Annotated in this window: 14 protein-coding genes, 1 tRNA gene and 1 rRNA gene; 13 read left to right on the forward strand and 3 right to left on the reverse strand. The window is 48.0% G+C overall.

Annotated elements, in window-relative coordinates:
* Nucleotides 1–29 precede the first annotated feature (29 nt).
* Nucleotides 30–1,343, forward strand: coding sequence for a hypothetical protein (locus tag GX441_09430; protein ID NLI98861.1), 1,314 nt, complete (start codon nucleotides 30–32; stop codon nucleotides 1,341–1,343).
* A gap of 43 nt (nucleotides 1,344–1,386) precedes the next feature.
* Nucleotides 1,387–2,202 carry a hypothetical protein gene (locus GX441_09435; GenBank protein ID NLI98862.1) on the forward strand — a complete coding sequence of 272 codons (816 nt, stop codon included), beginning with the start codon at nucleotides 1,387–1,389 and terminating at the stop codon, nucleotides 2,200–2,202.
* Here GX441_09435 and GX441_09440 read toward each other — a convergent pair.
* The 3 genes from GX441_09440 to GX441_09450 all read right to left on the reverse strand — a co-directional run bounded on the left by GX441_09440 (nucleotide 2,173) and on the right by GX441_09450 (nucleotide 3,235).
* Complete coding sequence (locus GX441_09440) at nucleotides 2,173–2,727, reverse strand: hypothetical protein (protein ID NLI98863.1); 555 nt, start codon at nucleotides 2,725–2,727, stop codon at nucleotides 2,173–2,175. The genes GX441_09435 and GX441_09440 overlap by 30 nt on opposite strands.
* 15 nt (nucleotides 2,728–2,742) lie before the next feature.
* A tRNA-Ile gene (locus GX441_09445) sits at nucleotides 2,743–2,814 on the reverse strand.
* A gap of 4 nt (nucleotides 2,815–2,818) precedes the next feature.
* Nucleotides 2,819–3,235 (reverse strand): DNA-binding protein, encoded by a 417-nt coding sequence (locus GX441_09450; GenBank protein NLI98864.1) that lies wholly within the window; start codon nucleotides 3,233–3,235, stop codon nucleotides 2,819–2,821.
* Nucleotides 3,236–3,310: 75 nt separating this feature from the next.
* Between GX441_09450 and GX441_09455 the strand changes: the two genes are divergently transcribed.
* The 11 genes from GX441_09455 (at nucleotide 3,311) to GX441_09505 (ending at nucleotide 17,436) form a co-directional block, all read left to right on the forward strand.
* Entirely contained in the window at nucleotides 3,311–5,710 is a 2,400-nt protein-coding gene (locus GX441_09455) for a hypothetical protein (protein NLI98865.1), read from the forward strand.
* Nucleotides 5,703–7,568: a tRNA uridine-5-carboxymethylaminomethyl(34) synthesis enzyme MnmG gene (gene mnmG, locus GX441_09460; protein NLI98866.1), complete on the forward strand. Its 1,866-nt coding sequence runs from the start codon at nucleotides 5,703–5,705 to the stop codon at nucleotides 7,566–7,568. The genes GX441_09455 and mnmG overlap by 8 nt, the downstream gene beginning before the upstream one ends.
* On the forward strand, nucleotides 7,552–8,229 hold the full coding sequence (locus GX441_09465) for an epoxyqueuosine reductase (protein NLI98867.1): 678 nt from the start codon (nucleotides 7,552–7,554) through the stop codon (nucleotides 8,227–8,229). Before mnmG ends, GX441_09465 begins: the two co-directional genes overlap by 17 nt.
* Before the next feature lie 212 nt (nucleotides 8,230–8,441).
* The gene (locus GX441_09470) at nucleotides 8,442–8,678 is read left to right on the forward strand and encodes a hypothetical protein (GenBank protein ID NLI98868.1); all 237 of its coding nucleotides are present in this window, start codon (nucleotides 8,442–8,444) and stop codon (nucleotides 8,676–8,678) included.
* A complete protein-coding gene (locus GX441_09475) occupies nucleotides 8,675–10,102 on the forward strand; it encodes a sodium:solute symporter family protein (protein NLI98869.1) in 1,428 nt (475 codons plus the stop codon). The genes GX441_09470 and GX441_09475 overlap by 4 nt, the downstream gene beginning before the upstream one ends.
* Before the next feature lie 112 nt (nucleotides 10,103–10,214).
* Complete coding sequence (locus GX441_09480; protein NLI98870.1) at nucleotides 10,215–10,658, forward strand: SoxR reducing system RseC family protein; 444 nt, start codon at nucleotides 10,215–10,217, stop codon at nucleotides 10,656–10,658.
* On the forward strand, nucleotides 10,651–11,883 hold the full coding sequence (locus GX441_09485; GenBank protein ID NLI98871.1) for a cysteine desulfurase: 1,233 nt from the start codon (nucleotides 10,651–10,653) through the stop codon (nucleotides 11,881–11,883). Before GX441_09480 ends, GX441_09485 begins: the two co-directional genes overlap by 8 nt.
* Nucleotides 11,884–12,525 carry a DUF59 domain-containing protein gene (locus GX441_09490; GenBank protein ID NLI98872.1) on the forward strand — a complete coding sequence of 214 codons (642 nt, stop codon included), beginning with the start codon at nucleotides 11,884–11,886 and terminating at the stop codon, nucleotides 12,523–12,525. It begins immediately after the preceding gene.
* 375 nt (nucleotides 12,526–12,900) lie between these two features.
* Nucleotides 12,901–15,921, forward strand: a 23S ribosomal RNA gene (locus GX441_09495).
* A 353-nt stretch (nucleotides 15,922–16,274) separates the two neighbouring features.
* A complete protein-coding gene (locus tag GX441_09500; protein ID NLI98873.1) occupies nucleotides 16,275–16,859 on the forward strand; it encodes a hypothetical protein in 585 nt (194 codons plus the stop codon).
* A gap of 139 nt (nucleotides 16,860–16,998) precedes the next feature.
* Nucleotides 16,999–17,436: a hypothetical protein gene (locus tag GX441_09505; GenBank protein ID NLI98874.1), complete on the forward strand. Its 438-nt coding sequence runs from the start codon at nucleotides 16,999–17,001 to the stop codon at nucleotides 17,434–17,436.
* The last annotated feature ends 641 nt before the right edge of the window (nucleotides 17,437–18,077 follow it).

Here is an 18,077-nt window from a genome sequence, read left to right on the forward strand (position 1 = left end):
ATGATGATAAGTTCCCGAGGAGAATCCCCATGGGTTTTCTAGACCTCTTCCGCGAAAAGGAGCCGCCAACGCCCAAGAAGATTGTGGAACTTGCCGTGTTTTCGCTTGCTAGCGAGCTTGATTTGTACCGGATTTCGCGTCACTTAGCTGGTGTTTTTGGTAATCCAGGTTGGGAGCGTTACGCTGGTCGCCGGTCGCTTGTTTTTATTCTCGATGAGGGAAATCTTGCGGACGAGATTCCCTATTCACTAACTTCTCGCCTTTTTGAGGACGGGGGCGGATTTGTCAGGCTTGAGCTTGATCTTTCAAAAAGTACCCTCGACATTGATCAGGGTCTTCTATGGCACAGGAGAGAGTTTTCGAATACGCTTTCCAGGTTTATCGAAACGGCTTTGTGTTCAGATAATCCTGAAGAGCTTCGACATTCAATGGAAGCGGACCCCATCCTCTTGCGTTCCGGTTTGACGCCAGAACGAATTGCCGGTGAACTGGATTTCGGCTTCAGTCATGGTTCAACCATCGTAAAGATTGGTCTTCTTCCCGATGCCGGAGAGAAGCTTTCTGCGGCTGGGGATATATTTATTTCTCAGGGTGTTTTCTATCTCAAATCTGATGAAGAGGAAGCCTTAGCTGAGATAGAACGCTGGGTCTACCGTGAAGGATCGGCTTCGTGGCACAGACTTTCTCTCAGACGCTGGCTTGAGAGAATGGATGACGTAAGAAACACAAGTTCTTTTGCTAACACAACAGATTTCGCACGATTTCTAAGACGGGTTAACCATTTTATACTTCGGGAACGGCGTTTTAATTCCATCAAGATAAGCTTTTCCAGGATGGAGGGTTCTTCGGAGTTTGAACTTCTTGTTGCAGACTTCGATCCTACGAGTCAGAGACTGACGGATGTTTTTTCAATAAAGGAGGAGGATACGGTGGCATCCACCCTTGCTGAATTAAAAAGGCTTTCGTTCAGGCAGGAGAGATTGTTTGCAGCCTGGGTTGTTCTTGTTGCAACGGCAGGTCTTTTTTTCAGCATGCTTTATCTTTTTTTTCCCGGGGCGTGGTGGTTCTGGCTTACAGGAGCTTCCGCAACCCTGATTCTTCCTCTATCTGCCTATTACGTATGGGGATTAATCAAGCGAAAGAAAGAAAAACCATCAAAGGATAATGAAGTCAGAATAAGCGAATTCGAAAAACGAATAGAGGATACGCAATTCATAATCGCTCAGATAGAGCAGGATCAAGGCATCCCTCAGGATATTAAAGATGAAATTTTAATAAGGAACCGCAGAGAACTGGCTAGAACTGAACGACTAATCAAAGAAGAACATTCACATCCTGCATGATTAATATTACTTGAAATAGTTTTTGTTATCCGTAAAATCTATCATGCTTAATGACTCCTTCATCGAACGTACGGGTGTGCAAATATTCGAGGGATTTCCTTCAATTGCCGAGGCTATGAGTTATCTTGCGCTGAGAGACGTGAGGGTGATGGAAATTAACCTTAACAATCCTTACTTCCTTGCTCAGATAAGTTCAGAAAAAGACAGGAAGGAGATAGTCAACGTAGTCACAGGGGAGGGTATTACATGGGTTGCACATCTGCCTGAGAGTATTGGATTCTTTACGGTTGAAGAGGAGGTTTTTGCGCGCTATCTTATGTGGCTTGTAAGAATCCAGACCGAGGCCAATGATACAGGCTGCAGGGCGTTGACCATACACCTTGGGGATGCTCCTTATTTCGCCTTTTCAGGACAGAAAAGATTGGGAACGGACCTTTTCCGCGAATATTACGAAACTACGCTTCTGATGAGGCTTACAAGAGCTGCCAATCTGCTGCGTAAAGGACCACCTGTATCGATAGAGAACGTTGGAGGGTTTCACCATCAGTTTGTCAGGGATATCCTCAACAAAGTGGAAGGGTTATCTTATACAATGGACATAGGGCATCTTAAAACGGTTAATCCCAAGACTGCCGAGGCGGAGTTTGGCTTCTTTATGGAGCACAGGGACGAAATACGAGTCGTTCACGTACATGATAATGCTGGTGATTTTGACGCTCACGAGGTTGTTACGGATCAGGCAGACATCGAACCTTACTTCTCTTTTGCGAAGGATACGGATGCGTATCTCGTAATGGAGATAAGACCACTAGAGGCTGCTTTTTCTTCTCTAGCGGCTTTGACCGGAATCAAGAGGTAGTTTAGTCTCGATAAAATCCAGTATTCTGTTCCTCTCGTCTTTGTCATTAGGCAGAAAAAGCTGAACGCCCCGGAAGTTATCCAAGAATTTTTTCCGCTCCGCAAATGTCGATAGTACTATCCCGGACGGGGTAATGAAGTAGCGTCTGAACATCTTCCAGGTGCGCTTATCGGTAAAGTAAAACTTCTTGATGACTATTTCTTCTTTTGTCAAGTGGTAGTTTATCGGAATAAAGTAAGGGTTCAGCATTGCAAAAAAAACCAAAAAGGCGAGTATTCCGGCCCAGTATGCAACCCATATTCCGAAGACTAAAATCGTAGCGGCTATTATTATAAGCGCGATAACGGTTCGCCATGGTCTATCTGTCGCAAGAAAAACCCTCCATCGAATCTCTTCAGGAATTCTTTTTTTTGAATTCGTAATTCTGGGTGAAGGTTTCTTTCTTGATGCAGAGACAGGCTTTTTTTCCGTAGAAATTGGTTGCGATTTGCCTTTTCTATTGGTTGTTTTTTTAGTATCAGGCATCACTGGAAAGAAAAGTGGGCCCGGAAGGATTCGAACCTACAACCAACTGATTATGAGTCAGCTGCTCTGCCATTGAGCTACGGGCCCTTCTTTAATCAAGAAGCTTAAGATTAAGCTCTTCACGGTATCGTCTGTTCAATCTCGACTGAAAAGGTATGACGTTCATCTCCAGAGTACCTGAAACGATAGCGGAATACAAGTGTCCGCCGAAAGCCAGAAAGTTAGGGCCTGAGATGGAGACGTGTATATGCGCTAAAGGATTCGCTTCGTCCCAGCCGAGATTTCCGGCAAGGGACGCTATTTCGTACTCGCCATCGAATTCCCTGTCTATATAAGCCTTTTTATGAGCGTCATAATAACCCAGTTTTGGCTGTTCAACGGCACCGATACCAGTTAAAAAGGCTCCATCGAGTTTTGTCTTGGCTGCCCAGTCAAGCAGTTTAGCTACCACTTCCTCTCCTTTGTCAAATCTGAGCAGGTAGGCTTTTCCGTCAGAGTACTCTTTCACAATCGAATTTTACGCAACAAAGACGAGTTGTAAAGACCTTGACATGAGTGCATTCTTAGCTATATTCAACTCCGTATGTTGAGAAATTTAGTGGGGATTCTCCTTCTAACCGGGGTTGTCCGCTCTCTAGATGCCCAGGGGTTAAGCGTATTCTACATTGCTTCACCTAACGGAACGCTTTCATGGTGTCATTGTCCGGATGATCCATACGGAGGACTGCCCCGCAGGGCAAGCGCTATTAACGAGGTAAGGAAAAAAAATCCGTCGCTTTTAATTCTTGACGCGGGCGATATCCTGGCTCCATTCCCTTCCCGGCTTAAGGATTCCGTATTTGTTGAAGCTTACGCTAAAATACCTCTCGATGCCGTTGCCTTGGGGGATCAGGAACTTGTGGACGGCTACGAATTCTTCTCATCAAGAATCAAGGACAGGCTGCCCTTAGTTTCACTTAACGTCTTCAGGCAGGGAAGGAGACTCGTTTCGCCTTATATAATCAAAGAGATCGACGGACACAAGATAGTCATTACTTCGCTCATTAACAAGAATGCTTTCCTCTTCTACGATTCAAAGCTCCTTTCCGGGGTAATGGCGTCAGATCCTCTAAGCGAGCTGAAATCGATGATGCAGGAGTTGAAGGAGAAAGGAGATTTCATAATACTCCTTTCCCATCTCGGCATTGACGAGGAGCGCAAGATCGCCTTGCAGTTTCCTGAGATAAGCGTCATCGTCTCAGGGCATACACCGGCTAATCTTCCTAATCCTGAAAAAGTTGGTAATGCATACATCCTTGGAGCAGGGGCGGACGCCAAATATTTCGGAGTCGCTCAATTCAAGATCGACAGTAATACGCTACCCCTTGAGGAAAACGAAGTAATTCCTTTGTCCGACAAATATCCTGAGGATCAAGCAATACAAAAGATGATAGCGCCCTATCTAGGGGATGAGGGTGTAGCGATAGACTCCTCCCTGGTGCCCGATACCGCTTCTAAGGTTTCGGGAAAACACATTCCTGTGCTAATTGATTTGTTTTTCGCTCCCGATTGCCCGCATTGCATGAGGATTCTGAAGGTTTTTCTTCCTCAACTGGCAAAAAGGCATCCGGGACTTTTCACGGTAAAACTGCACGATATTAACGAATCCAAAGAATATACCCTTCTCGAACAGATGGAGGCTGAGGCGAATGATCGCGACAACGAAATACCGGTGTTGTTCTTTGAAGGCAAGGTTGCAGCAGGTGAAGATGATGTTAAACAAAATCTTGAATCCCAACTTTTATCTCTAAGACCCGACTACTCCAAGTCGGATTCCGCATCCTACTCAAAACATTCTTTCTCCATAAATGTCGATACCATCAATATACCAACGGATTCAACGTTTTCCACCACAGGCAGCCGCGAACTGGTATTCTTTTCCACTTATGGATGCAAGGAATGCGACCGGGCTCGCTCGCTTCTGCGTGCAATAGCGTCAGAGGACTCATCGCTTTCAATCAAGGTTTACAGCATAGAAGATACGGCTTCTAAAACGCTTCTCGCTGCATTTAACGAGGCTTACTCGATACCTAAAGATAAACGCCTGCTGACTCCGGTAGTATTCGTAGGTAAGGGTTATCTTATGGGAGATGGAATCTCTCAAACAAAAATCAAAGCGCTCGTCAAATCCGAACGCGAAAACAAGATTCCCTGGGAAACGATTGATTCATTGCGGGGCAAGGGGAAAGAGCAGATAATAAAACAATTCAAAGAGTTCAGGATACTGCCGATAATCGGCGCAGGACTTATAGACGGCATCAATCCCTGCGCCTTCGCCACCCTTATCTTCTTTATAACGTATCTTTCGGTGCTTGGTGTAGACCGGCGCAAGGTCATCTGGGTTGCTATTCCTTTCATTGTTTCAGTTTTCCTTACATATTTCATACTCGGTCTTATTGCGTACGAGCTTCTTGCAATCCTCACCGTTCTGCGATGGGTGTCAAGGGCAATCTTTGCTTTCACGGTCGTTTTTCTCATAGTACTCGCTTTCTTTTCGTTCAGGGATTACTGGCTGCTAAAGAGAGGTCAGGGAGACAAGATGACTCTTAAGATGCCTGACAGGATCCGCAAGCGCATGAATAAAATGATAAGGGAACGAACAACGCTCGGCGGATTCTTGATAGGCGCTGTAGTGACAGGTTTTTTTGTATCGCTCTTTGAACTGGTTTGCACCGGGCAGGTTTACCTGCCTACTTTGGTTTACGTGGCGCAGATATCTGAGTTTCGAGCCAAGGCGTTTCTCTACCTTGTTCTTTACAACATAGCCTTCATTATACCTTTGGTAATCGTTTTTATCCTTGTGCGCTTTGGTTTGACTGAGAAGCACCTGCAGGTGTTTCTCACGCGCCGGGCAGGTTTAACCAAGATACTGACGGCTGTTCTCTTTATAGTTTTGGCAGGCGTTATGGCATTTTTGCTCATCCAGAGTTTGAGCAGTGGATAATTACGACGTAATTGTCATTGGAGGCGGCCATGCAGGCATAGAAGCTTCCTATGCTTCTGCAAGGATGGGGTGCAGAACACTTATGATCGCCTTGAACTTGGAAACCATAGGCCTCATGTCCTGCAACCCCGCAATAGGCGGCTTGGGGAAAAGCCAGCTTGTTCGGGAGATAGACGCGCTCGGCGGTCTTCAGGCAAGGCTTGCCGACCGGTGCGGGATCCATTTCCGCAAGCTCAATCGCAGCAAGGGACCCGCTGTGCAATCTACAAGAATCCAGTGCGATAAGTCTTTATACAGGGATTTTGCTAAACGGGTGCTCGAAGAGACGCCTAATCTTTCGCTTTGGCAGGACGAGGCGGAGTCGCTATTCATAGAAAACGGCCGAGTTGCAGGAGTAGAGGCAAAGACCGCGGGAAGGATTCGTTCTCGTGTTGTAGTTCTTGCCCCCGGCACTTTTCTCTCCGGGTTACTTCATATTGGAGTCGACAGTTTCCCGGGCGGAAGACTTGCCGATCAGTCACCCAACCTTCTTTCCAAAACCCTGAGGGTACTGGGTTTCGAGATGGGCAGGTTCAAGACAGGCACTCCTGCGAGAATAGACGGACGCACTCTTGATTATTCAAAAATGGAACCGCAGCCCGGAGAGGAACCGCCGCCCGGTCTTTCATTTTTCACGAAATTCAAGCTTAAGAATCAAGTTAAATGCTACCTTACAAGGACAAACAATGTCGTTCACGAGATTATAAAAGAAAACCTTGATCGTTCGCCTCTTTACACCGGACAAATAAAAGGCACCGGAGTGAGATACTGCCCATCCATTGAGGATAAGGTCATCAGGTTCGAGGACAAGGATTCGCACAGGGTATTCATAGAGCCCGAGGGTCTTACAACGCACGAGATTTACCCTAACGGACTCTCGACCAGCCTTCCCTTGGACGTTCAGAAAAAGATGATTCAGGAAATCCCGGGAATGGAAGGGGCGGAACTCACAAGACCAGGATACGCAGTCGAGCACGATTTTGTCCAGCCAACGCAGCTTTTTGCATGGCTTGAATCGAAATCTATCGACGATCTTTTTCTTGCGGGTCAGATTAACGGAACAACCGGTTACGAAGAGGCCGCAGCCCAGGGGCTCCTGGCAGGCATTAACGCCGCACTCAGAGTGAGGGGTGAGACGCCCTTTGTCTTAAGAAGGGATCAGGCGTATATCGGAGTCCTTATAGATGATCTTGTGACCAAAGGAACCAACGAACCTTATAGAATGTTTACCTCGCGGGTGGAGTATCGTTTACTGCTTCGTGAGGACAACGCCGCGGCAAGATTATCCGAACTCGGTAAGAGAATCGGGTTGTTGAGGGAGAAGGACTTTCACAATGTCGAGGTCGTAGAAACAGCCGTTAATGAAACAGTTGAGAGGCTCGTGAAATCAAGGCCTTCCATAGCAATGACTAATAAGGTTCTTGAAGCACACGGTGCGGATTCGACAACGGAAAGACTCAGCCTTGCCGAAGTTCTCAGGCGTCCGGAGATAGTACTAAGCGATTTAATGGATATCGATAAAGACTTGAGTGCACTCTCGGAGACGGTCAGGGAGCGTGTCGAAATAGAGATTAAATACAAGGGTTATGTTGAACGTGCCCTCTTGGAAGCAAAAAGATTCCAGAAGATTGAGAATGTGAGAATACCGGAAGGGATAATTTACGAAAAGATACAGGGATTATCCAACGAAGTAATCGAGAAGCTAAAAAACATACTTCCTACAAGTCTTGGGCAAGCGTCGCGGATATCGGGCGTAACACCAGTTGCCTTGCTGGCTTTGTACAGATTTCTCAATTCTGACCATGAAGAACAGCAATAATCTGACACAGGAATTGATAAAATACGTCCTATCCCAGGGAGCCGATCTTGCAGGAGCGGCAGGCACAAAGACTATTTCAAGCGAGCGCAACCTGGTTCATGGGGATTTCAAGTATGTGATTGTTGCCGCCATAAGGCTTTCGGAAAGCGTTCTTGCGGAGATAACCGATTATCCTACTAAAACATATTATCACCACTATCGAACGGTGAACATGGCTCTCGACCAGCTTGCCTTAAAAATCGTTCGATTCCTGCAAGCTGGAGGGCACAAGGCTTTTCCTGTTCCTGCATCTCAACTTGTTGACTGGGAAAAACAAAGAGGGATTTTTTCTCACAAGCATGCGGCGGTAGAGGCAGGCCTGGGATGGTTGGGCAGGAATAATCTTCTTGTGACGCCTGACTGCGGTTCGCAAATAAGACTGGTATCGGTTCTCACGGATGCTGAGCTTGATGCGGGCAGGCCTCTGGATCAAGATTGCGGTGAATGCCGCGACTGCATCGATGCTTGCCCTGCGTCCGCGATTGCGGATGATCCGGCATTCTTCGATCACGAGCGTTGTTATTCTCAACTGGATACATTTGTCCGTAAAAAGCTGGCAGGGCAGCATATATGCGGGATTTGCGTCAAGGCGTGCAGTCCTTCCCGCAGAAAGAAGCTCTGAATATAACCGATTTCCCTCGTTTTTATCTAGATTGTTGTTGACAATCATCTGAAATAAAGTAGATTTCAACCTAGCGGCACTGTTAGTTTTTTCCAGCCGGCCAATCCAGGAAAAACCAAAAAGGAATTTGCAGAAAGATAAAAAATCATGGGCGATATTGCCCGGCCTATCATTGCAGAACCGGGTGTTTGTTGCCTGCAATTATGGAGAAGATGATGCAGAAAAATCAATCGAATTCACGACGTTTTTCATTAAGAAACGGTCTGTTGTGGCTCATCACATGGCTTTTTCTGGCGGGTTTAAGCCTCGATTTCTACAACTGGGGTAAAGTCCCAAGGCTTATCCTTGGCGTACCTCTGTGGCTGTGGTTTCAGGCGGTGTTAATCTTAATCATTGGCCTGGCTTACGGCTTTCTTGCAGCAGCTGTATGGAAGGAGGAGAGCGAATGAACTGGGTCATTCTGGGGATATACTTCGCGCTGTTCATTGTCATCTCCGTGATTGCATACAAGAAAACCAGGAACACCCCGGAGGATTTTTTCCTTGCAGGCCGCTCTCTCGGACCCCTTGTCTATTTTTTGAGTTTTGCGGCAACAAACTTCTCTGCGTTCTTTTTCCTCGGTTTTGCAGGAGCGTCATGGCAGTTCGGTCTTGGCCAGTACGGAATCATGGGAGTCGGGACGGCTCTTGTTCCCGTGTCCTTCTATTTCATTGGAAGGAAAGTCTGGAAGCTAGGTCGTGAAAAGGGATACTTAACCGCTCCTGAGCTGCTGGCCGGCGAGTTCGCGAGCCCTCTGCTTCGAATAATCGTGTTTGCAGTCATGGTTGTTTTTACATTGCCTTATCTTTTTACGCAGGCGTTGGGTGCAGGAATGATTCTTTCGAGTCTTGCGGGGGCCGACATTACTAAAATCAGCGCCGTGATAGTGATTCTTTTGATAGGCGGCTTCGTAGCCCTGACCGGTATGAGGGGCACGGCATGGACCGACGTCATGCAGGGAGGAATAATGATCGTTGCCATGATAACGGCGGTCGTTTTCATCTCCAAAGGGTTGGGAGGTTTTTGCCAAGCCGGTTTAAAGGCATTCAACTCCTCACCTGAACATTTCATGCGTCCTGGTCCGCAAGGATTTTTCACTCCATTAAAATGGTTGTCGTTTATCATACTCTGGAGTCTTGTCAATCCGCTGTTTCCTCAGCTCTTCACGCGGTTTTATACTGCAAAGTCGATTAAATCGCTGAAAGCGAGTGCATGGCTTTATCCATTGCTTATATGCTTCCTTTTTCTTGCACCTGTTCTTGTCGGTGTCTGGGCGCGCGGAACCAAGCTGAATTTTACCAATCCCGATATGGTTCTTCCGACCATGGTCTCCAATTATGCTCCCTCCTGGGTGCACGCTTTGGTCATGACGGGCGCTCTTGCCGCTCTTATCTCCACCGCTGTAGCCCAGCTCCTGGCGCTCTCAACTATGCTTACGAACGACCTGGGTATAAAAAAGAACAAGGTCCTTATCGGCCGCATCCTGACTATGGGTTTATGCTTCATTGTCATAGGCTTCGTTTTTGCCGGGTTCGGTTCTGCAGGGATTTTTACAACACTCGTCAAAACCACTTTTTCGGGTTTGATAGCTCTTACGCCCTCGACAATTGCAGCTCTCTATTTCAAGAAAATCAGCCCGCTGGCGCCTATCCTATCCATCATCGCCGGAGAGGTTTCGGTCGTTCTTATCTGGCTGAAGATTCTGCCTGTTTTTGGACTTATCGACGGCATTGTCGCTTTTCTTGTATCATTGCTGGTTCTTGTAATAGCGGCGTTCGTTTTCCGGCCCAAAGTGGGTCTTGAACAATCTGCAAAACAGGAAATGAGCCAGTGATAAATATAAGTTGACTTTTCTCCGGGCATTCGTAAACTTCTTTTTTCATGAATAGCTTGAGAAAAAGGCGGAAAAACTTGACAAATCCTACCAAAAACCTATAATTATTTTAATGCTACAAGAAGAATACGGAGAGGTTCTCAAAATCGAAGGCCCTCTTGTCAAAGTCAGGATGCCGCAGCATGGCGGTTGCGCATCATGCGGTCAGCGGGTTATATGCTTTCCGATGGGCAGGGAGAGGGTGCTGATTGCAAGAGCCCAGGGCAAGCTTAATGCAGGGGATGGGGTCATGATCATGACGGCTTCTGCTCCTGCAATAATCTCCTCTCTGCTCGTTTTCATAGGTCCAATCATACTCCTCATATCCCTGTGGTTCATATTCCAGGCTTTTGGCGCGGTGCTGTGGGTTAAGCTTGCGAGCATGGGACTCGCTCTGGTCGCGTATTTCGTTATTCTCTCAAGGATAGACAAGAGACTCCGGCGCTCGGGATGGTTCCTGCCAAGGGCTGTAAGGTGCGATACAATAAAAGCCAGGGGCTCGACTAAAGATGAATGATATATACCTCGATAACGCAACCACTACTCAAATGGACCCATGGGTGCTCGAGGAGATGAAACCGCTTCTTGTGGAAGAGTATGCGGCTCCGTCTGGCCATTTCGGGCATCAGGCTTCACTCGAATCCAAAGACAGGCTTGAGCGTGCACGAGCTGCAATAGCCGAGTCGATAAACGCCGAGCCCGGTGAGATAATTCTTACTTCCGGCGGAACGGAATCGAACAATCTGGCATTGCAGGGATATTTGAAAAATCATAAAAAACCCGCCCGCGTTGTGACCTCCGCAGTAGAGCATGAATCCGTTCTCAATACGCTCCGCAATCTTGTTAAAGATGGGGTAGAACTCGTAATTGCAGGCGTGGATAAAGATGGCCGGGTAAAGCTCGATGAACTTGATAAAGCGCTGGTTCCAGGAACCGCTCTATGTTCTGTTCAGCATGTAAACCATGAAGTCGGGGTAATCCAGCCGCTTGAAGAGATTGGCAAACTATGCAAAGAGCGGGGCGTCATCCTTCACTCTGATGCCGTGCAGGGCTGGGGCAAGGTTCCTCTAAACGTAAAAGATATGAATCTGTCCCTCGTTTCCCTTTCCGGTCATAAGATACACGGGCCAAAGGGGATTGGCGCGCTTTATCGTCGCAAAGGGATAAAGCTCTCGCCTGTACTTTTCGGCGGCTACAACGAGTTCGAGTTAAGGCCGGGTATTGAGAATGTTGCTGGAGCTGCAGGGATGGCAAAGGCTATCTCAATGATAAAGCCCGAACAAGTAGCATACATAGATTCACTCCGGCGCAGACTATGGCAAGGCATCGAAGAAGAGATACCGTGGGTGCATCTCAACGGTTCTCTGGAACAAGGCGCCCCTCATATCCTGAACGTTACTTTCGATTTCATCGAGGGCGAATCGATACTCCTTCATCTCGATATGCGGGGTATAGCCGTTGCCACAGGCTCCGCCTGCTTCTCCAAGGCGCTTGAGGCATCCTACATCCTCCTGGCAATGGGCAGACCGCACGAGCAGGCGCACGGCTCTATGCGCTTCAGCTTCTCGCGATTCAATACACAGGACGAAATCACTAAGACATTGAAGGAGTTAAAGGAAGTGGTTTCCGATTTAAGAAAACTCTCACCTCTAACACCCGTAACACCTCCCGTAACACCCTCCGTAACACCTGAAACACCTGAAACACTCGAAACACCCGGTGCACCCGATAAGGAGGCATGAATGGCTTTGCCGTATTCAAAGAAAGTCATAGAACATTTCAAGAATCCTCATAACGTAGGCGAGATTAAGGACGCGGACGCTACGGCAATGGAGGGAAGTCCTGCCTGCGGCGATATGCTCAAACTCTCCCTTAAGGTCGACGAGAAAACCCATATCATAACCGACATCAAATTCGAGAGTTTCGGATGCGCCTCGAACATAGCCACAGGCTCCATCCTGACCGAAATGGTAAAAGGGAAAACCATTGAGGAAGCCGAGAAAGTTGGCTGGAAGGAGGCTGCAGATGAGCTTGACGGTCTGCCGCCCGTCAAGATGCACTGCGCCGTCCTCGCAGTCGACGCGCTTCGCTCAGCCATCGACCAGTGGAAGGAAAAGCATGGACTCGCGGAAAAGATTCCTACCACGCCGGACGTCCTCCTGCGCAAACTTAGAAACGTACTTAACCCTCTCACCGGCGCCTCCATAGTCCGCATGCAGCTTTTAAGGGACTTCGACGTTAAGGACGGCGTCATCACTATAGACCTCGATCTTACCCGCGAGCACAAGTTCGCCTCCCATATCGCGGAGGAGATTCACGAAAAGCTCGACCACCTCTGGGATATCAAGGAAGTGGTTATCAACTTCGTAGGCGAATCTGAATAGCTATATCGTAACCGCGACCTCTATAAGTGCAATCAACAATAGAGTTAATCGCTAACGGGGTTGCGTCTTTAAGTTGCCATCAAAAAGAAAGATAGAAACGTATTGTCAGGTTATTTTTTCTACATTAAACCCTCAGGTCGTAGCAAGGCGTCTCTGGAAAGCGATTTAGACGTCCGGATTGAACAAAATGGTGTTCCGTACTACTTGACAAACCCGAAAAGTTGATTATAATCCTTTTCTGCAGGGCGAGAGAAGCGGTATTACGAAATTGAACGGTGGAAGGACCGTGTCCTTCCACTCATGTTCTTCTAAGTCTTGTGATAAAATCAAGAGATTAAAGAACACGCTCTTTGGAAAATTGGGAATGCAAGCGGAGATACAAGTTCAAGCTACTAAGAGTGCGCGGCGGATGCCTTGGTATCTGGCGGCGAAGAAGGACGTGGTAAGCTGCGATAAGCGCCGGAGAGGTGCAAACAACCTTTGACCCGGCGATTTCCGAATGGGACAACCCAGCGAGAGTTATGTCTCGTTATCCCGGCCACAACGTGACCGGGAAGCCAACCCGGAGAAGTGAAACATCTCAGTACCCGGAGGAAGAGAAAGCGAAGCGATTCCCCCAGTAGCGGCGAGCGAAAAGGGAACAGCCTAAACCGATTGAGGTGCCAAGTCTGCAAGCCTTGCCTCAACGGTGTCGTGGGATCTTACGACCTCGAGTTGCAGCTCCGAGGAAGGAGTTACAAAACGCACAGACTAGCTGAATTGTCCTGGAAAGGCAAACCATAGCAGGTGATAGTCCTGTAAGCGAAAGTTTATGCGTCTCCTAGTAAGACACCCGAGTACCACGGGACACGTGGAACCCTGTGGGAATTTGGGCGGCCCACCGCCTAAGGCTAAATACGTCCAGATGACCGATAGTGGACCAGTACTGTGAAGGAACGGTGAAAAGAACCCGGAGACGGGAGTGAAATAGAACCTGAAACCGTGCACTTACAATCAGTAGGAGCCTGATTCTTGTCGGGGCAACCCGCCAAGATAGGGTGACTGCGTGCCTTTTGCATAATGAGCCGGTAAGTAACTTTATGCGGCAAGGTTAAGTCCTTAAGGGACGGAGCCGAAGCGAAAGCGAGTCCAAATAGGGCGTTAAGTCGTATGTAGTTGACCCGAAGCCCGGTGATCTACCCATGGCCAGGATGAAGCGCAGGTAACACTGCGTGAAGGTCCGAACCGGTGGATGTTTCAAAATCCTCGGATGAGCTGTGGGTCGGAGCGAAAGACTAATCAAACCGGGGTATAGCTGGTTCTCCCCGAAATGTCTTGAGGGACAGCCTCAGGCGTTCAGTAACGGAGGTAGAGCGACTGATTGAATAAGGAGGGAGATATCCCTCCAAATTCAGCCAAACTCCGAATGCCGTTACTCCAGAGCCTGGGAGTGAGGCAGCGATGGATAAGCACCGTTGCCAAAAGGGAAACAACCCAGACTATCAGCTAAGGCCCCCAAGTATTGGCTAAGTGGCAAAGGAAGTGGAATTGCTTAAACAGCTGGGATGTTGGCTTAGAAGCAGCCATCATTTAAAAAGTGCGTAATAGCTTACCAGTCGAGTGGTTCCGCGCCGAAGATATAACGGGGCTAAGCCAATCGCCGAAGCTATAGGTGGCGCTCTTCGGAGCGTCGCGGTAGGGGAGCGTTCCGTAAGCGAGTGAAGGCGTACTGCGAAGTGCGCTCGACGTATCGGAAGTGATCATGCCGGCATTAGTAGCGACAAGACAGGCGAAAAACCTGTCCGCCGTAAGCCTAAGGTTTCCTGGGGAAGGTTAATCCTCCCAGGGTCAGTCGGTCCCTAAGGCGAGGCCGAAAGGCGTAGTCGATGGGAAACGGGTTAATATTCCCGTACCGGTTGTTAATCGTTATGAGCTACGGGGGGACGCGTGCAGTAGAGATGAGCCACCTGTTGGATGGTGGTCTAACTCCGGAGGATGGTCCGTAGGCAAATCCGCGGGCCCGAGTCCAAAGGAGGAATGGGAGGCCTTGTGCCGCAAACTCGTCTCGAAACCACGCCGAGAAAATCCTCTATGCCAGATTAATATCCGACCGTACCGCAAACCGACACAGGTAGGCGAGGAGAGTATCCTCAGGCGCTCGAGTGAGACTCCGTTAAGGAACTCGGCAAGTTGATCCCGTAACTTCGGAAGAAGGGATGCCTTCCCTGGCAAGTTAACTCGTTTGACAAGTTAGGGAGGGCCGCAGAGAATAGGCTTCACCGACTGTTTAACAAAAACACAGGGCTCTGCTAAGTCGCAAGACGACGTATAGGGCCTGACGCCTGCCCGGTGCCGGAAGGTTAAGGAAGGGGGTCACTCCCCGTAAGGGGACGCAGCTCCCGACCGAAGCCCCGGCAAACGGCGGCCGTAACTCTAACGGTCCTAAGGTAGCGAAATTCCTTGTCGGGTAAGTTCCGACCCGCACGAATGGCGTAACGAGTGAAGCGCCGTCTCGACGGAGTGCTCGGCGAACTTGTAGTGGCGGTGAAGATGCCGCCTACCCGCGATTGGACAAGAAGACCCCGTGAACCTTTACTGTAACTTGGCATTGGGTCTTGGCAATTCATGTGTAGCATAGGTGGGAGACTATGAAGCCCGGACGCTAGTCTGGGTGGAGTCACCGGTGGAATACCACCCTTGGGTTGTTGGGATTCTAATCCATGCCAACGAAGCTGGAGACAGTGCCAGGCGGGCAGTTTGACTGGGGCGGTTGCCTCCTAAAGTGTAACGGAGGCGTTCAAAGGTTTGCTCAGCACGGACGGTAACCGTGTGTGGAGTGTAAGGGCACAAGCAAGCTTGACTGTGAGGCTGACGAGCCAAGCAGAGCGGAAACGCGGACCTAGTGACCCGGTGGTTCCCTGTGGTAGGGCCATCGCTCATCGGATAAAAGGTACTCCGGGGATAACAGGCTGATACCGCCCGATAGTTCTTATAGACGGCGGTGTTTGGCACCTCGATGTCGGCTCAGCGCATCCTGGGGCCGGAGAAGGTCCCAAGGGTTGGTCTGTTCGCCCATTAAAGCGCTACGTGAGCTGGGTTCAGAACGTCGTGAGACAGTTCGGTCTCTATCCATCGTGGGCGGAGGAAACTTGCGAGGAGCTGTTCCTAGTATGAGAAGACCGGAATGGACGCACCTCTGGTGTACCGGTTGTCGCGCCAGCGGCACCGCCGGGTAGCCATGTGCGGATTGGATAACCGCTGAAAGCATCTAAGCGGGAAGCCAACCTCAAGATAAGGTTTCCCGAGGCGTAAGCCTCCTGAAGGTCGCTCGAAGACTACGAGTTTGATAGGTCACAGGTGTAAGTGTGGTAACACATTCAGCCGAGTGATACTAATTGACCGTGCGGCTTGAACTTCTCATGTTTGCATTCCCTCTTTAATTTGACCCCCGAGAGAAACTCTTCTCTCGGGGGAACTTTTTTTAACCCCCACAAAAACACAACGTGTTTTTGTGGGGACCCCGTCTTGACCTCGGGGCACCATCGAAAAAAGAAATTTAAGTCCTGCTGAAAGGCGGGACTTTTTTATTGACAAGCTTAAACACGTCTTTGTTCTCGTTGTATAAGGATAACATATACCTTAACCTAAAACGTAAAAGGCTTGACAAGCTGAATCATCGGACTATGCTTTTCTCATTCACAGGAGACAATCCTTAAAGGAGGATAAGATGAAAAAAACTTTTCACTACAGCATTTTTAATGCTATTTGCCATGCCCGCTATAGCGGGACAGATAATTGTATCAGATGAACATCCTGGAGAAATTACAAATTTACCAATATCAGATAATTATGAAGCTGCAAAAATAACCGTTGAGTTAGATACTACTTCAACTATATTAATTACTAGCGGTGGTTTTTGGAATGTTACTATGAGCAGTAATAGTATTAATATAGATAATAATCCTATTACAATTACTACTATGTATGAATTTTGTAATAGGTCTTATTTAACAACACTCCAAAAAGGTATACATACAATAAAATTGCTTGGTATAACAAGACCTGGTGATTATAAACTACTCAACATTTACCTCCAAGTCCTAATATTTACACCAGACGAAGTTCAAGCTGTTATGGAAACGCCTAACGCTAATGACCCTATTAAGCCGAAAAGTATTTTAGCTACCGGTGTTTCAGTCCATGTAGATGATTGTAACTCAGTTTACAACATTTCAGGACAGAAAGTGGACTGCCAAATCTCCAATGGTGAAGTAATGGTTAATTCTCTTTCAGAAGGAACCTACTTTGCCAAGGGTAATAACGGTGGTGTTACGAAGATTGTAAAGGTGAATTAAACCACTCTTAAAGGCGAGCGCATAACCTTCTTGATTTCTTACGTTTACAAAGTCAAAAAAACAACAACGATGTTAATGGTTTCTATTGATAATAGTGTAGTTTCAAACTATCTCAAAACTGACCAAGAAAGGAGGTCAAATGAAAGTAGAAATTTCCCATAAAGAAATATCCAATATTGGCAAGCCTGCTGGTTCAGAGTGGCAAATTAAAGCTACTTTTGTCAGCGAAGACTTAAAACAAAACAAACGAGGCCTCTGGAAAACAATCGTGTCTAAACTAAAAGAGCATCCCAAAAACGACTTTGTTCAATGTTTTCGAGAATTTTGGTTCACAGGATTAAAGAAGCTTTGTAGAAGCTTCGACATCCCTGAGAAATGCTACCAGCCTTCATCACATTCGACATGTACTCTCTGTTTATTAAACCCCAATGAGAAAACGTCTAAGGAAAATAAGATAGTTGCAGAATTGATAGTTAGAATTGATAATTTTCAGATTAAAAATAAAGCCAGGTTCCAGGAAGAATTGACAGAAACTTTTCTCAAGTCACTCAAAAGACCAGAAGCTACCCTTTTATAAATCGCATTCCATTTAGGCATAACTATATAAGAGACGTGCGGGCCGACTTAAAAGTCGGCCCCTACTTATTATGACGAATGCCCCGCCATCCGTCATTATGCGAGCGAGCAACCAGGGGTCGCATAGGCTGAACTCCGTTCAGCTGCCGACCGAAGCTCTGCAAGGTGAGCGGAGAGAGCCATCTCCTGACGCTAAGCTAAAAACGCACGTGTCAATCCCCCATGTTGTAAGATACTGCCAGGAGCATGCGTCCCCTGGACGGTACGCCACGGTCGTTTTCGCATCGGCGGAAGCAAAGCTTGCGCTCATGCGGCTTCGAGCCGCTCCCTCGCGATGACACCCCCACCCTACCCTCCCCCGTAACACCCGCGCCCGTCAAAGGGGGAGGTAATAATACCCCTCCCTCGACGGGAGGGGAGAAAGGGGAGGGTGACACCCTCACTTTCATTCTCCCCTATCAAGGGGGAGATATCGGTTTCTGGTCGCAAGCTCACAAAGACAATCGAACTGTCCCCCTTTTCCTTCCCCCCTTCTTCCCTTCATAAGGGGGGCAACTTTTACCCCACAAAATCGCTTCGCAATTTCGCGGGGACCCCGGGTTTTGTCCCATTTCTGACCATCTTTTGACCATCTTTTGACCA

This window comes from bacterium (assembly GCA_012517375.1).
Lineage (GTDB): Bacteria > Hydrothermota > Tepidihabitantia > B3-TA06 > B3-TA06 > JAAYVC01.

Excerpts from the sequence above, each read along its gene's own strand:
- GX441_09455 (NLI98865.1), top strand. The coding sequence starts at position 3,311 with ATGTTGAGAAATTTAGTGGGGATTCTCCTTCTAACCGGGGTTGTCCGC.
- GX441_09440 (NLI98863.1), bottom strand. The coding sequence starts at position 2,727 with ATGCCTGATACTAAAAAAACAACCAATAGAAAAGGCAAATCGCAACCA.
- GX441_09490 (NLI98872.1), top strand. The coding sequence starts at position 11,884 with ATGGCTTTGCCGTATTCAAAGAAAGTCATAGAACATTTCAAGAATCCT.
- GX441_09435 (NLI98862.1), top strand. The coding sequence starts at position 1,387 with ATGCTTAATGACTCCTTCATCGAACGTACGGGTGTGCAAATATTCGAG.
- GX441_09430 (NLI98861.1), top strand. The coding sequence starts at position 30 with ATGGGTTTTCTAGACCTCTTCCGCGAAAAGGAGCCGCCAACGCCCAAG.
- GX441_09465 (NLI98867.1), top strand. The coding sequence starts at position 7,552 with ATGAAGAACAGCAATAATCTGACACAGGAATTGATAAAATACGTCCTA.
- GX441_09475 (NLI98869.1), top strand. The coding sequence starts at position 8,675 with ATGAACTGGGTCATTCTGGGGATATACTTCGCGCTGTTCATTGTCATC.
- GX441_09485 (NLI98871.1), top strand. The coding sequence starts at position 10,651 with ATGAATGATATATACCTCGATAACGCAACCACTACTCAAATGGACCCA.
- GX441_09505 (NLI98874.1), top strand. The coding sequence starts at position 16,999 with ATGAAAGTAGAAATTTCCCATAAAGAAATATCCAATATTGGCAAGCCT.
- GX441_09470 (NLI98868.1), top strand. The coding sequence starts at position 8,442 with ATGATGCAGAAAAATCAATCGAATTCACGACGTTTTTCATTAAGAAAC.
- GX441_09480 (NLI98870.1), top strand. The coding sequence starts at position 10,215 with ATGCTACAAGAAGAATACGGAGAGGTTCTCAAAATCGAAGGCCCTCTT.
- GX441_09500 (NLI98873.1), top strand. The coding sequence starts at position 16,275 with ATGCCCGCTATAGCGGGACAGATAATTGTATCAGATGAACATCCTGGA.